A 13842-nucleotide genomic window follows, 5' to 3' on the forward strand; every position below is an offset into this window, starting at 1 on the left:
AGATAAAACGGTAGAGAGAGCGAGAATTTTGCGGTATTTACAACCAACGATTCTTTAGCAATTGCGAACCATAGGCTATTTTGGCGGATAAATACGCACAGCGGATTGCGTTCGATGCTAAGTAGCAAGAATCGCTGCTGTTAAGCAACATTTTTGCAATATAATAACGTGATGTTAAACGCTGAACCTGAGCAGGTGAATGATGGAAATTGATCTCGATAATCTGGTCTTTGATGGACTGGAAGAAGCGCAAGAGCGTAACGCTGAACGTCTGGAAGATGCAGACAAGAAAGCGCAGGAAATTATTGCTGATAATGACTGCGGCGACGCCTGCAAAATCTGATTTCCAAACCGGCGCAATGCCGGTTTTTTATCGCCTGTTAACCCCACCCACTTCAGCCCGTATACCGTAAGGCCTCAATCAGTTGGGCAAAGGCGGCGGTATGCTGTTTTCGGCTGGGATAGTACAAATAATAGCCAGGAAAAGGTTCGCACCAGTCCTCCAACACTTTTTCCAATGCCCCCTCTGCAACAGCCTGCTCGACGGTGTCTTCCGGCACAAAAGCCAGCCCCATTCCCGCCATCGCTGCGCTAATTCGCGGGGGTAGATTGTTAAAAATAAGCTGCCCTTCCACCCGTACGCGCAAATCTTGCCCGTCTTTAGCAAACTCCCAGGCGTATAATCCGCCCAACGTCGGCATGCGCATGTTAATACAGCTATGATTTTGCAGGTCGTGAGGGGTTTTCGGTTTACCATGACGAGCAAAATACGCCGGTGACCCCACCACTACCATACGCCAGTCCGGGCCAATTCTGACGGCGACCATGTCTTTTGCCACCTGCTCACCGAGCCGAATACCCGCGTCATAGCGGCCAGTCACAATATCCGTCAGACTATTGTCGATGGTCATTTCCACATTCACATCAGGGTAAGCCTGCAAAAACGGCTCCAGCGCGGGCCAGACGGTAGATTGCAATGCATGTTCGCCCAGCGTCAGGCGAATGTTACCGGCCACGCGCTGACGAACATCGGTTAATGCCAGCAGCTCTGTTTCAATGTCATCAAAACGCGGGCTGATACTGTTGATAAGCCGTTCTCCGGCTTCGGTCGGCGCAACGCTGCGCGTGGTGCGGGTCAGAAGCCGTACATCCAGCCGCTCTTCGAGTCCACGTATCGCATGGCTTAACGCTGACTGCGAGACCCCGAGCTTTGCCGCAGCCCGCGTAAAACTCCGCTCGCGGGCAACGATAATGAGATAATAGAGATCATTAAAATTATCACGCAGCATGCTTATCCCCACTCCAGACCTGTTGTGACATATGGTACAGGTCCGGAGGGTATTCCAGTAGCATTTCTGGACATTAGCACAGTTCAACCTTATTCAAGCGTGCTCTCACACAAAAACCAAATGCGAATTATTACCAGGCTTATGCACGATTTTACCTTTCACTCATGCATTATTTTCACCCGCTATTAACACATCCTTCACTAATAACATTTTGTATATAGATAAGAATTTTTTCTTATTTTGTCCCAACCGTAAGTTATGGGAGCGTAAAAAGCACAAACCAAAAACTACAGGGATTTCATACAATGATGGCAACGAAAACTTACCGCGCTAAAAAAACACTGCTGGCATTGGGCGTGCTGCTGGCCTCAGGACTTACCGTCTCGCAGGTTCAGGCTGACCAACTGGCCGATATCAAAGCCGCAGGCGTCGTAAAAATCGCGACATTTGACGCGAATCCTCCGTTTGGCTCCGTCGATGCCAAAACCCATAAGATTGTCGGCTACGACGTTGATTTTGCCGAAGCGCTGGCCAAATCCCTTGGTGTAAAACTGGAACTGGTCGCGACCAATCCGGCAAACCGCATTCCGTTATTACAATCCGGTAAAGCTGATTTAATCGTCGCGGATATCACGATTACACCTGAACGGGCGCAGGTAATAGATTTCTCCGTTCCTTATTTTGTTACCGGCCAGCAGTTCCTTGTGCCAGCAAAATCTCCGGATAAGCTCGATGAATACAGCAAAGCACGCATCGGCGCGGTAAAAGGCACTACTGGTGAACAGGCACTGCATCAGCGCTTCCCGCAGTCGCGCGTGTTGGCCTACGACGATATCCCGCTGGCGTTAACCGCGCTACGCAACGGCAATGTTCAGGCCATTACCCAGGACAGTACGATTCTGGCCGGGTTATTAGGCGCTGCGCCGGATAAAGCTGATTTCAAAATTCTGCCGGACCTGCTGAGCAAAGAAGAGATCGGCGTGGGGGTGAAAAAAGGTGAGCCAGCGTTGTTAAAAGCCGTCAACGATGAACTTTTGAAGCTGGAATCTACCGGGCAGGCAGCCAAAATTTATGATGTCTGGTTTGGTCCTGAAACCAAAAATCCGCAAGCCCGCGCCTTTAAAATAGAAGCCAAGTAATATGCTCTCAGCCCTTTTTCCTCGATCCGCAGCTTCGGCTGCGGATTTTACCCATTTGCGCCAGGCGAGCGTCGAACTACGCAATGTGATTAAACAGTATGACGCTCATACCGTCCTTAACGGCGTTAGCCTGGCGGTTGAACCCGGTGAAGTGGTGACTATTCTGGGGCCTTCCGGCTCAGGAAAATCCACTCTTATACGTCTTATCAACCAGCTTGAGTCGCTCAGCGGTGGCGAAATCTTCATTGATGGTAAACCGGTTAGCCAGTTGCGCGGGGCGGCGTTACGCCAGCTACGTAGCCGTATCGGTTTCGTATTTCAGCAATTCAATCTCTATTCGCATCTGACTGCGCTGCAGAACATAGCACTGGCGCTGGAATATGTTCACGGCTGGAACAAGACGGAAGCGGATCGTCGGGCACTCGAGTTACTGGAAAAGGTAGGACTGGCGGAAAAAGCCAACGCCTATGCCGCGCAGTTGTCCGGTGGGCAGCAGCAGCGCGTGGCCATCGCCCGCGCACTGGCTTCGTCTCCACAAATTATTCTGTTTGATGAGCCCACTTCCGCGCTGGATCCGGAAATGATCGGCGAGGTATTACAGGTAATGAAAAATCTGGCCCACAGCGGTATCACCATGATCGTCGTGACCCACGAAATGCATTTTGCCCGCGAAATTGCCGATCGGGTGGTTTTCATCGATGGTGGCGATATTCTGGAAGTGGCCGCGCCGGAGGATTTTTTCGTCCGACCACAGCACCCGAGAACCCAGCGTTTCCTGAAAAAAGTGCTCGACCCGTTACACCAGGAGTCATCGTCATAATGCATGCAATGGACTGGCAGGGGGTGCTGAGCGGGCAACCCCTGCAATGGATAATTTCCGGTTTTCTCACCACGCTCTGGGTGACGCTGGCGGGTATTGTGCTCGCCACGCTCATTGCCATCTCACTTCTCGGCCTGCGCCTGACGGGCAATCGTCTCGCTAAAGCGATGGTCGGGGTGTGGGTCTCGGTGTTTCGCAACACGCCTTTACTGGTGCAACTGATGTTCTGGTATTTTGCCGCCTGGAACTGGCTACCCCGTAACGTCATTAGCTTTATCAATGCCGATCATCCATGGTCAATTTTGCCGGGTGATGTCTGGTGGTTAACGCCGGAATTTATCTGTTCAGCATGGGGGTTGGGGGTATTTACCTCAGCATTTTTGGTTGAAGAGATCGCTTCGGGTTTACAGGCTGTTTCTGCCGGACAACGCGAGGCTGCCGTGGCGCAGGGGTTTTCATCCTGGGCGATATTTCGTCACATTCTGCTGCCTCAGGGGCTGGCAAACGCCTGGCAACCGATTGTTGGGCAATATCTCAATCTGATGAAGCTTTCCTCGCTTGCCAGCGGTATTGGATTTGCTGAGCTCACCTACCAGGTACGGCAAATTGAGAGCTATAACGCGCACGCGCTGGAAGCCTTTGCCGTTGGCACCGTGCTCTATCTGTTTACCGGTATCGTTCTGGGAATGCTGCTTACGCGTCTTGGCCCGCAGTCTGCGTCGGGTAAATCGTCAAAGATAAGAATGCGCATCTTCAGCGTCAGGAGCATACTGCATGATCGCTAATGTTTCGGTCATTACCGACAATCTTGACTATCTCCTGTGGGGACGTGTAGCTGAGGGGCAACCCGGTGGCGTCCTGCTCACTTTGCTGATGGCTATCGGTGCGGCTTTGCTGGCGCTGCCTGGCGGGATCGTTCTTGCCTGTTGTGCCTGGCGATTTCCGGGCGCGGTTCGCAACGGGTTGTTTATCTGGGCGGAATTTATTCGCGGCATTCCGCTCATCTTTGTGATTTTCTGGATGTGGTATTTGCTACCCATGCTGACCGGAAGCGATCTGCCCGGTGCCGTTACCGTGACGCTGGCGCTGGCATGGTTCACCGCCGCCTCGGTGATGCACTCGGTGTATGCTGGAATTAGCGCACTGCCTGGCGGGCAATATGAAGCGGCAGTCGTTCAGGGTTTTCGCCCGGATCAGGCCCTGTGGCTTATCTTGCTGCCGCAGGTGCTGCGTAACGTACTACCGTCGCTGACAGGGATTTTTATTGGGCTGCTGAAGGACACGTCACTGGCGTTTATCGTTAACGTGCCGGAACTCACGACAGTTGCCGGTCAGGTTAACAGCCGGGTGCAAATTTACCCCGCCGCCATTTTTATCTTTACCGGGCTGGTTTATTACCTGCTGTGCTTTAGCCTTGAAAAAATCACCCAGCGCCGATTCGCACTAAAATGACCTCTCGGCTCAACATTCCACGAACTGATGGTCTTCGTTGAGCCGATATTTCACGCCCGCCCGAATGTTATTTTCCCCTTCAACGGCAAGCGCAAAACGCATTCTTTCGCCATCGTGATAAGCCAGCGCCGCACATCCGCCGGGACCAAGAATTATCGAGTCGACAGCACCGGTACTGGCAACAACGGCGTTCTCTCCGCTGGCAATAATGTGGATATTGTCCGCGCAGTTAGCGATTTTCGCCTCTGCGCCAAAACAGGCCAGTTGGGTTAAATCACCGCTACTGGCAATCCGATTTCGGTCGCCGAGCGAACTGATACGTACGCGCATGCCAGTACTGGCAATACGTGTTCCATCGCCCACACTGCTGATACGCGCCGAGTTTCCCGCAATCGCTATTCGCCCGCGTTCGCCTGAACTGCCGATATGCGTGTTATAGCCTACACAGCCAATCCGTGCGCTGTAACCGGCACAGGCGATCTGTGCAGCATACCCGGCGCTGGCAATTTTAACGTTGTCACACGCACTGCTAAATCGGGCATAATCTTCCGCACTCGCCAACGGACGACTAGTTTCCCCCGCGGCTTGCTCACAGGAAATATTCCCCATTGCGTCAATATCCTGCTGAGCAAAACTCGCCTCTTCCCGCCATTTTGACCAGCCGTATTCCACCAGGCTATTTGCCCAATCGGTATACCCTTCCCGCTGGAGCGCACGATGAACATCGGCATAGCTTCCTCCTGCGGGAAACGCACGTAGAAACCAGCGGTACATGACGGGCCCAACACGCCAGGCCCGTAAGTCACTTCGCGTAATCATCATCGCTTAATGCCGGTGGTAGCCATCCACCATACACTTAAAGGTTTCGCCCGGCGTGCGCCCCGTAGTGCAGAGATAAAGATGCCCAAAAATGAAAAACAGACTGACTATTGCCAGCGCAAAATGCGCCTGAAGCAGCCAGTAACGCACCCCGGGGAACAGATCGCCGACGACCGTCGGGTAAAGCGATAACAATCCAGTGATCAGTAGCAGTGGCAACAAACCATACATCACGCCAACATAGGCCGCCTGCTGTAACGGATTAAATTTAGAGCGAGGTGAGGCCGGAAATGGGTGTGACTCGCCCTGCATAATGCCAAACAGGTAAAAACGAGTTTGTCTTTGCGCACGTGCGATCCAGCCCTGACGTTGAATAATATAGTGATGTCCGTTGCCGCCAATCAGGTTGATCAGCACAAAACCAATCCAGCAGGCAAGTAGCAAAAAGCCACAAACCTCATGAACGGTGAGCAGGCTTTTCATTACCGGTGCGCTAACGGCAGAGAAGTGATTGACCAGGCCACTAACCAGAAGCAACAGAAATAACAGCGCATTCGACCAGTGCCACAGGCGGACAGCCTTCGAATATAAATAGACCTTCTCACCATGCCCTGCCGACGCTTTATGCGCCGCCCGAAAGCGCAACATGGCGTGAAGCGCCAGCACCAGCCACATTCCCACCAGCATTAACCCGGCAACGACTAACCACACAGGCCAGTAGTCCGGTGAAAACAGGGGGACATACTGTGCAAGTTGGGCGTGAAACTGTTCGGCATTCTGCGACGCGTTCATACATTTTCCTTTTTAATCAAATGTTGACCGAACCGACGATACAGATGGGGTTTCCCGGCGCCTGCAAGTTGATATTCGTAATACTTGTTTTCTCGCAACCAGGTCTGAATTTCCGGGCTATCTTCACGACCGAAAATCAGCGCATGTTCCGGGCAAGCGTTAACACAGATCGGAGGGAAACCTTTTGCCAGCCGAGATTCAGCGCAGAAGTCGCATTTATCCGCCACTTTGGTTTGCGGGTTGAGATAGCGCACCTGATAAGGACACGCGCCAATACAGTAACTGCAGCCAATACAGCAAGACGTATCTACTCGCACAATACCGTTCTCATCTCGCCAGGAGGCACCGGTCGGACACACCTCAATACAAGGTGCATCATCACAATGCTGGCAGGACTGACGGAAGTAGTGATACAGCGTTTCGTTGTCGTTATCGGTTACCGGAATATGCGCTATAGACAAACGGCTGCCCTGGTCAGGTACATGGTTGGTTTTCCGGCATGCACGAGCGCAAATATTGCATCCGTTACACAGTGATTCGTCGTGAATCATGACGTAACGAACGGCTTTAGGGCTCCTGGTACTCGCTAACAGATTTTGACCTGGGCCGGTAAAAAAAATCACCGTCCCCATGCCAATGACAAATTTTCGTCGGGTGAAGGACATCGGGTTATCCTCTAATGCTGTGACAGTGGTCGTCCACACATTCCATGACATCAACCTGAATATTTCAGGGGTTCTGATACTGCTCAACCTCAAGCCATTCACAAAGGCCGTACGCTTTGCCATAACTCATAAAACGTTCGCTGAACAAATAAGGCTCCGCATTTGACGATTCCACAGTACGTATATCTGCGTAATCAGGGTGCGTTTCCATGGCCGTGAGCGCCGCTGAAATCTGCTGAGACTCAAAGCTGTACGGCGGTTGCGTCAACATGGCGACCTTATAGGGGCGAGGATACGTTCGACAGTCGAAGCGTACCGCCTCGGCAATCGCACGACAGATGTCGTTTTCCACCACCTGCACGCACATGTCGGCGTAGTTTGCCGTCATGGTTTGCGTTGAGTAGAAATAGACATCTTCCGCACCCTGCACACGGGTGATATCCGCGTTATTCGCGTCCTGGCACAGCGTTTCCAGCAGCGCGCTAAGATCGGTTTCAGGGACCGAATAAGGTGGCTGCAGAAACACGCTGCGCGCCACCAGGTGCCCCGATGCCGAATGCTGGCGGATAAAATCTGCCACAATCGACTCCGGGCTGGCGGCTTCCTGAACCTGCGGCGCAGTCACCCGCTCGACCGGCGGGTGAAACGCCTGTAGCCAGTGTCTCTTTTGGCTATCAACCTCGTCAGGAAGCGCCTCAACGGGTGCCTGAACGTTGCTCACGTTAGTCATCTCGCGTTCCTTACGCTGGCAACAGATCCTGCGCAGCCAAATCGGCTGCCACGTCTTCAAGTCCGAGTCGATTCAGGGTTTCACGCGTTGGGCAACCCAACTCGGGATCCCAGCCCATTTCCTGATAGAACATCGTCAGTGACTGGCGCATATCCTCCCTGTCCATCTTGTCGGTGCCTTCGGTGAAGACCGGAATTTTCGGATCTTTATCAAACACCCAGGAGCAGATGAGATCGTGTTCATTACGCATATCTTTGGTTTGCATCAGTTTGACCGTATAGGCACGATGCAGGGTAAAGATGCGTTCAGCGGCCAGGTCCAGACTCGCCTGCGTGGTTTCATCACCGGTGACTGCCTGGAAGAATTTCGCTTCCAGATCCAAATCTCCGCGATAGTTGCGGCTCTTAAGGGGTGAAACCGTCATCGGCCAAACCCAGTTACACAGCGTAACCGCGTTATGCAGGCAGACTTTCAGCAGCGTCCATTTGGCATATTTGATCTTGGCGGCATTGATTGGGGTATAGTTTTTGGTTTCGTCGTAGGCGTCCTGCGACCCAAATAACTCACCCGCCACTTCGCGCTGTAATTTCAGCGGCAAACCGGAACCGATGAAGTTGATATGGGTGTGCGCCATACAGTCACGGTTAAACATACAGTTGGTGATCGCCCCCACCTGCGCCGAGGCTTCGTTTGCATGGTGGACCGGAAAACCAAACGGCGACCACAGTTTATTTTTGGCATAACCCCAGTACTCTTCGCCCAAATCCCAGCGTTCAGCAATGGCATACGAACCGTCCGCAAGATGACTGAGTTCCCCCACGCGATGCGCCAGTCGATAGTAGAAATCTTTGATAAAGTTAGGATCGCCCGCCTCCAGTTGATCCCAACGGATCTCCGCGTACTCTTCGGCTGGCAGCACGCGTTTAAAGACGCCTTTCGAATAACAGTAGGTAAAGTCACGGTGCAGCTGGCCGTAGTTACACCAGATACCGTAATCGTCAAACAGGTTCAGTCCGATCAGGTTCCCTACGACTCGCCCATCGTCTTTATCGTCAAAATCTTTCGGGCCATTGGGGAAAATGGTGGTGTGAACAAAGTTCGCCACGCAGGTGTTGCCGCCGGTACTCGGCACGCCAAAATCCTTCACCCGCGGGACATTGAGCTGCGACATACAACGAATAGGGCATGAATGGCAGCCGCTCATTTTGACCGTGTATTTTTCTGCGGCTGGCCCCAGATCGAACACCGATTTATAGGTACGGAAACCCACTGTATTTTGGTTGCCTGGCGGGATTTCACCGGTTTCGATTGGCCCCCCTTCTGCCGCGCCCCAGAAAAGTCCCTTACGGGCTGTCCAGCGCGAGTTTGGCGAAGAGTATTCTGCCCAGGCCTGCGGGGTGCTTGGCACAACGTGGTTGTTGTTGGCGCCGATAAGCTCGGTCATCATGTAGTCATTGAGACGCTTCATCTCTTTACGATCGGCAATGTTGACGCCTTTGGTCCCTTCTACCGCAATGGCCTTCAGGTTTTTAGAACCCATCACCGCACCCGTACCTGCACCGCCGCTGTGGTTGCGGCTGTTGATCATGCAGGACAGTGGCACCAGATTCTCACCCGCCTGCCCAATAGCGGCAACGCAGGTTTCCGGGCTGGTAATCCGACAAATCTCTTCGGTTGTGGCGCGAGTCCCCTTGCCCCACAAGAAATCGGCTTTTTCGATGCTGACTTTATCGTCTTTGATGTTGATCCAGACCGGTGATGCGGACTTGCCTTCAATAATAATGGCGTCGTAACCGGCGAATTTCATTTGTGCAGCAAAGAAACCGCCCATATGGGCATCTACGACTAAGTTACCTTTGGTAAACGTCGATAAGGAGGTGATATTGACGCGGGAGCTACAGGGAGCGCCTGACCCCGTCAATGGTCCGGTGGCAAAAACCAGTTTATTCCCTTCATCAAAAGGCATGGTGCCTGGCGGGACTTCGTCGTACATAATTTTATAACCAAAGCCCATCCCACCGACAAATTTTTTAAATTTACTGGAATCTTCAAGGGTGATATTACCCGTGGTGAGATTGACCCGTAAAATATTACCTGTCCAACCATTAGCCATCATGTTTTCCTTTGCAAGAAGGTTTAATAGATATACCCGCCATTCTTCAGGCAGCTTTTTGATCTAAAACTGCAGTATTTTTGGCAATTAATGGCGCGAATCAGGTATGCCTGTTATCTATCAAACAGTAATATCTTTCCACTCGATAATTTTTAATGCCCCAGTCGGACAAGCATTGGCGCATTCTCCGCATAACACACATTTTGAGGATTTTTTCGTTTCGGTATTTACGGTCGCCATCATCCACGGGCAGGCTGTGGTACACGCGCTACAGCCAATACAGCGTTTGTGGTCCACCGCAATACAACCGTCTTCTTGTTTCCAGGTAATTGCACCAATTGGGCAGACCTTCATGCACTGCGGATCTTTACATTGTCGGCAGGTATCAGCGGTATAGTTTAAATCGCCATACAGCCCACCACCGGACCCGACGCCATCATCGCCAAAGAAGAAATTGCGATGGATTTTTATCCGGGAAAAGAAGGTCCCTACGGCACCATCGTTATAATTGGTACAGGATATTTCACAGCGGTGACAGCCTGTACAGCGGGCTCGCTGGGTCACCAGAACCCCTTTCGGCGTATTGATAAGCCCCACGGTCCCACTATCGACATCTTCCTGCTTACAACCAAATAGGGATAACAGCGCGGGGGCAATCGTTAATCCCGCCAGTCCTTTCCCTGATATCCGCAGGAATTCTAGTCGCGTTAAACCACAATCTAAAAATGGACGATCAACCTGGTTCATTTATTTCGCATCCTCTTCGCAAATGCTGTGGTAGCAACACATCCAGGCTAATTTAAACCAGCGCAGCTCAAGCCATATCGGGCGGTTAATGTTGCCAACAACACGTAAATTTTTGCCCTAACCTGATCGCGTAAATGACGGTGGTTAAACTGAATGGATCTAATCCTTTAGGGTTAGGTGCAGAAATAATGTGGTTATTCAGCATACATAGTCTTGATCGTCATCAATTAAAAAACGGAAGGGATATAATTAATGCGGAGTGAGATTTATTATCATTAAGAAATGGAGTGAAATAGCAGCCCATTTAAATTACAAATATTTGTGAACCCTCTCCCAAATATAATATTGCACGGCCACCGATATATAAATAAATACATATCGATTTATAGTTCTCTACAACCAATTATTAACGGAGATAAATTATATAGATTGATAGATTAACGTATCGAGAATAAGAGGACGGCAAAAAATTTCTGCGGTCCTCTTTTTATGAATTAACCGGCCAATGCTTTAATTACGGTCTCAATAGCCTGTTTTTCTAACTCACTGCGCTTCACGCGCTGGTTAGCAAGGGTGGTTCTCAGTACTCCCGCAATGACGATATGCTTAGGTTCTTGTCCCAGATCGCGCATTTCCAGCACTACTTTACCGACTACTCTGCACATTTCACGGTACAACTCGTCGTCTTTCGTCTGATTTCCCATTTTTGCCCGCTCGTCATTAACTCAAACCAACAGCATATATCACTCTGAGGATTTAGACAAAATTCAATGAAAATCAAATAAATGTCATCATTCTACTGAACTCTCTGAAGTCGATTAACGAGCTCAGCAAGACTTCCTGCCTGCATTTTTTCCATCACCCGCGCCCGGTGCACTTCAACCGTACGCACGGCAATATTCATGGCATCAGCAATTTCCCGATTCATTAACCCTTTTGCTACCAGATGCGCCAGTTCCCGTTCTTTTGGCGTAAGTTGTTGGTAGCATGAGATGATCTCTTGTCGCGAGAACGCCGCTGCCGAGACCTGCAAGGCATGTTCTAATGCCGCCTGAAGCGGCACGGCTGACACGGGTTTTTGCAAAAAATCGACCGCGCCACGTTTCATTTGCTCAACCGCCATCGGCACGTCGCCGTGCCCGGTGAGAAAGACCACCGCCAGCGTACTTGCTTTCTGACGCATGATTTCATGCACAGCGTGCCCATCCAGTACCGGCATACGCATATCCAGCAGTAGTACGCCCACCTGGTGCAAATTTGCCTCGGCGAGGAATTTCTCGCCTTGCTCCCAGCAAGACACTTCATATCCCAGACTTTCCAATAAAAACGCACAGGCCTGGGTAACGGCAATGTCGTCATCCAGCAGATGAATTATCGCCACTACGGCCTCCTTCCTGATTTGGCTTAAAATACAATGTCACTCTCGCCCCCGCTTTACCGTCCGGGGCCTGCTGATTTTTGATCTCAATATCTCCGTTTGCGTAGCGCACCAGTCGCTGACAAATTGCCAGTCCTAGTCCCATACCTTCTTTACGGGTGGTCATAAACGGCTGAAACGCCTGATACAACTGAGCCTCGTCAATGCCTCCGGCATTATCCTGCACCTGAATACGCACGCCACCATCCTTGTGCAGGGCGCTAAACCATACCGTAGTAGCACCTGCCTGGGCGGCATTGAGTACCAGATTAGCCAGCACCTGCTCAAGAAGAACGCTTGGCAGCATCAACGTTAACGCCTTGCTAACCTGCGTGTGCAGCGTTACTGCCGGGAATTGCTGGGGCATGCGCAGTAATTGCCAGACGTGATGGATAGCATCGTGAACGTTGATGGCTTGCCAGTCATCGGAGAGTACCGGATTGCCCTGTGCCTGGCTGACCCACTGTCGGAGATTGCGCAGCGTATCGGCTCCTCGTTGTGCCTGGGCGTCTATGTGCTCAAGCGCGGGCAGCAACGGATGCTGCTCATCCTGACCACGCAGGCGAATTAGACAGCCTTGGGCATAATGACGGATAGCAGACAACGGCTGATTGAGTTCATGGGCAAAACCGGAGGTCATCTCCCCCAGCACGCTCATTTGGCGGGCAGTCTCCAGCGCCTGTTCCTGTTTGTGCAACAACACGTTGTTCCGCTCCAGCTGCCTGCCACGTCGGCGAACCAACAGCATCACCCAGATGTAATTGAGCGTAAGCAACAGCAATACGATGACCACGCCCCCCATCGCCAGTCGGTGTTGAATAAACCAGCTTTTGACATCCAGCCACAGCTGACGCTGCTGCGGATGCTGTCGGACGTCGCGCAGCAACGCTTCTACTTCACGGGTCGAGGCGGGCGCACCCCAGCGAAACGTCGCGTTTTGCGGTGCATTGAACAGTACCCGCGTGACGCGATCGGCCAGCTCGTCACTCACTGCAGGTAGTGCGGCAAATGACCAGTCCGGATAGAGCGGCGTACTGGTTAAACAGGGAATTGAAGTCGGATGATTCAACACGGTCATAAAATCGGTTTTACGGATGAGGCCTTCTTCATCCATTTTTTCCAGCAGGCACACCGGCACGATCACCGCCTGCACGGCTTTTTCACGTAATAAATAGAGTAAGGCATCGGCGGGAAATCCGGTAAACGTCAGACGTAAATCACGTTCAGGGCGCAGACCGGCATCACTGAGCGCTTTATATCCCAGCAAATAGCCGCCAAACGCCTGAGCATCAATGGCGCCAACCGTTTTGCCGATCAGATCGTGTGCGGAGGTTAACCCACTGTCGCGCCTGACGAGAATGGCGCTGCCAATCACGTTACTGGTGGCTTTCCCACCACGGGTGGATCGTAACGACGCCAGCCAGCGTAGCGCTGAGCGGCTGTTAAGCTGGACAAACTGCGCCGGATTGGTGACCACAAAGTGTACCGTTCCACGATTCACCGCCTCCTGCATCTGCCGCAGGTCCAGCGGTTGAATATGAAACTGCTCACCGGGGATTTGCTGATTCAACAAGGTTTCCAGCGGCTGCCAGTGATTACGTGTAGAAACCTCCCCGCGCATCGCCAAAACGCCAATGTTCCATGTCTGCGCCCTGACCGCGCCGCTTAGCATCCACAGCGACGCCAGTACCGTCAGACATCTTACTACGTTGCGTCCCACTCAATTATCCCTGTCAATTATGTTGTTTTAGATCAACAACAAGCCGGGTATGTGGTTAACCACAATAGAGTATACCCCGTCACGATTTTTACACTGTAAATCATTGAGATTCTTTATTCATCACACGCAAATCAACGGC

15 protein-coding genes are annotated in these 13842 nt (G+C 51.8%); 5 read left to right on the forward strand and 10 right to left on the reverse strand.

Translation table 11 applies throughout. The features are described 5' to 3' along the window. Nucleotides 1-202 precede the first annotated feature (202 nt). Nucleotides 203-343 (forward strand): hypothetical protein, encoded by a 141-nt coding sequence (locus SK35_RS13690; protein WP_003832695.1) that lies wholly within the window; start codon nucleotides 203-205, stop codon nucleotides 341-343. 52 nt (nucleotides 344-395) lie between these two features. Here the strand turns inward: SK35_RS13690 and SK35_RS13695 are convergent, their stop codons facing one another. Further along, nucleotides 396-1289, reverse strand: coding sequence for a LysR family transcriptional regulator (locus tag SK35_RS13695; RefSeq protein ID WP_048214301.1), 894 nt, complete (start codon nucleotides 1287-1289; stop codon nucleotides 396-398). 305 nt (nucleotides 1290-1594) lie between these two features. On the opposite strand from SK35_RS13695, the gene SK35_RS13700 reads away from it, so the two are divergent. The 4 genes from SK35_RS13700 to SK35_RS13715 are packed head-to-tail and all read left to right on the forward strand — an operon-like array spanning nucleotide 1595 to nucleotide 4700. After that, nucleotides 1595-2428 carry an ABC transporter substrate-binding protein gene (locus SK35_RS13700; protein ID WP_048214302.1) on the forward strand — a complete coding sequence of 278 codons (834 nt, stop codon included), beginning with the start codon at nucleotides 1595-1597 and terminating at the stop codon, nucleotides 2426-2428. A gap of 1 nt (nucleotide 2429) precedes the next feature. Next, on the forward strand, nucleotides 2430-3248 hold the full coding sequence (locus SK35_RS13705; protein ID WP_048214303.1) for an amino acid ABC transporter ATP-binding protein: 819 nt from the start codon (nucleotides 2430-2432) through the stop codon (nucleotides 3246-3248). After that, nucleotides 3248-4033, forward strand: coding sequence for an amino acid ABC transporter permease (locus SK35_RS13710; protein WP_048214304.1), 786 nt, complete (start codon nucleotides 3248-3250; stop codon nucleotides 4031-4033). Before SK35_RS13705 ends, SK35_RS13710 begins: the two co-directional genes overlap by 1 nt. Continuing rightward, nucleotides 4023-4700, forward strand: coding sequence for an amino acid ABC transporter permease (locus SK35_RS13715; protein ID WP_003832686.1), 678 nt, complete (start codon nucleotides 4023-4025; stop codon nucleotides 4698-4700). Before SK35_RS13710 ends, SK35_RS13715 begins: the two co-directional genes overlap by 11 nt. Nucleotides 4701-4709: 9 nt before the next feature. Here the strand turns inward: SK35_RS13715 and ydhT are convergent, their stop codons facing one another. The 9 genes from ydhT to ttrS form a co-directional block, all read right to left on the reverse strand. Beyond that, nucleotides 4710-5522: a protein YdhT gene (ydhT, locus tag SK35_RS13720; protein WP_048214305.1), complete on the reverse strand. Its 813-nt coding sequence runs from the start codon at nucleotides 5520-5522 to the stop codon at nucleotides 4710-4712. A gap of 3 nt (nucleotides 5523-5525) precedes the next feature. Beyond that, entirely contained in the window at nucleotides 5526-6311 is a 786-nt protein-coding gene (gene phsC / locus SK35_RS13725) for a thiosulfate reductase cytochrome B subunit (protein WP_032943228.1), read from the reverse strand. Then, nucleotides 6308-6976: a 4Fe-4S dicluster domain-containing protein gene (locus SK35_RS13730; protein WP_020996435.1), complete on the reverse strand. Its 669-nt coding sequence runs from the start codon at nucleotides 6974-6976 to the stop codon at nucleotides 6308-6310. Before SK35_RS13730 ends, phsC begins: the two co-directional genes overlap by 4 nt. 64 nt (nucleotides 6977-7040) lie before the next feature. Further along, the gene (locus SK35_RS13735) at nucleotides 7041-7706 is read right to left on the reverse strand and encodes a YdhW family putative oxidoreductase system protein (protein WP_048214306.1); all 666 of its coding nucleotides are present in this window, start codon (nucleotides 7704-7706) and stop codon (nucleotides 7041-7043) included. Between the two features lie 10 nt (nucleotides 7707-7716). Further along, nucleotides 7717-9819 carry an aldehyde ferredoxin oxidoreductase gene (locus SK35_RS13740; protein WP_003832676.1) on the reverse strand — a complete coding sequence of 701 codons (2103 nt, stop codon included), beginning with the start codon at nucleotides 9817-9819 and terminating at the stop codon, nucleotides 7717-7719. 120 nt (nucleotides 9820-9939) lie between these two features. Beyond that, complete coding sequence (locus tag SK35_RS13745; protein WP_003029338.1) at nucleotides 9940-10566, reverse strand: ferredoxin-like protein; 627 nt, start codon at nucleotides 10564-10566, stop codon at nucleotides 9940-9942. A gap of 494 nt (nucleotides 10567-11060) precedes the next feature. Then, entirely contained in the window at nucleotides 11061-11270 is a 210-nt protein-coding gene (fumD, locus tag SK35_RS13750; RefSeq protein WP_003029345.1) for a fumarate hydratase FumD, read from the reverse strand. A gap of 92 nt (nucleotides 11271-11362) precedes the next feature. Further along, complete coding sequence (ttrR, locus tag SK35_RS13755; protein WP_008784617.1) at nucleotides 11363-11947, reverse strand: tetrathionate respiration response regulator TtrR; 585 nt, start codon at nucleotides 11945-11947, stop codon at nucleotides 11363-11365. After that, nucleotides 11922-13655 (reverse strand): tetrathionate respiration histidine kinase TtrS, encoded by a 1734-nt coding sequence (gene ttrS, locus SK35_RS13760; protein ID WP_103014617.1) that lies wholly within the window; start codon nucleotides 13653-13655, stop codon nucleotides 11922-11924. The genes ttrR and ttrS overlap by 26 nt, the downstream gene beginning before the upstream one ends. Between the last annotated feature and the right edge of the window lie 187 nt (nucleotides 13656-13842).

The sequence above is a fragment of the Citrobacter sp. MGH105 genome, assembly GCF_001037485.2.
Lineage (GTDB): Bacteria > Pseudomonadota > Gammaproteobacteria > Enterobacterales > Enterobacteriaceae > Citrobacter > Citrobacter portucalensis.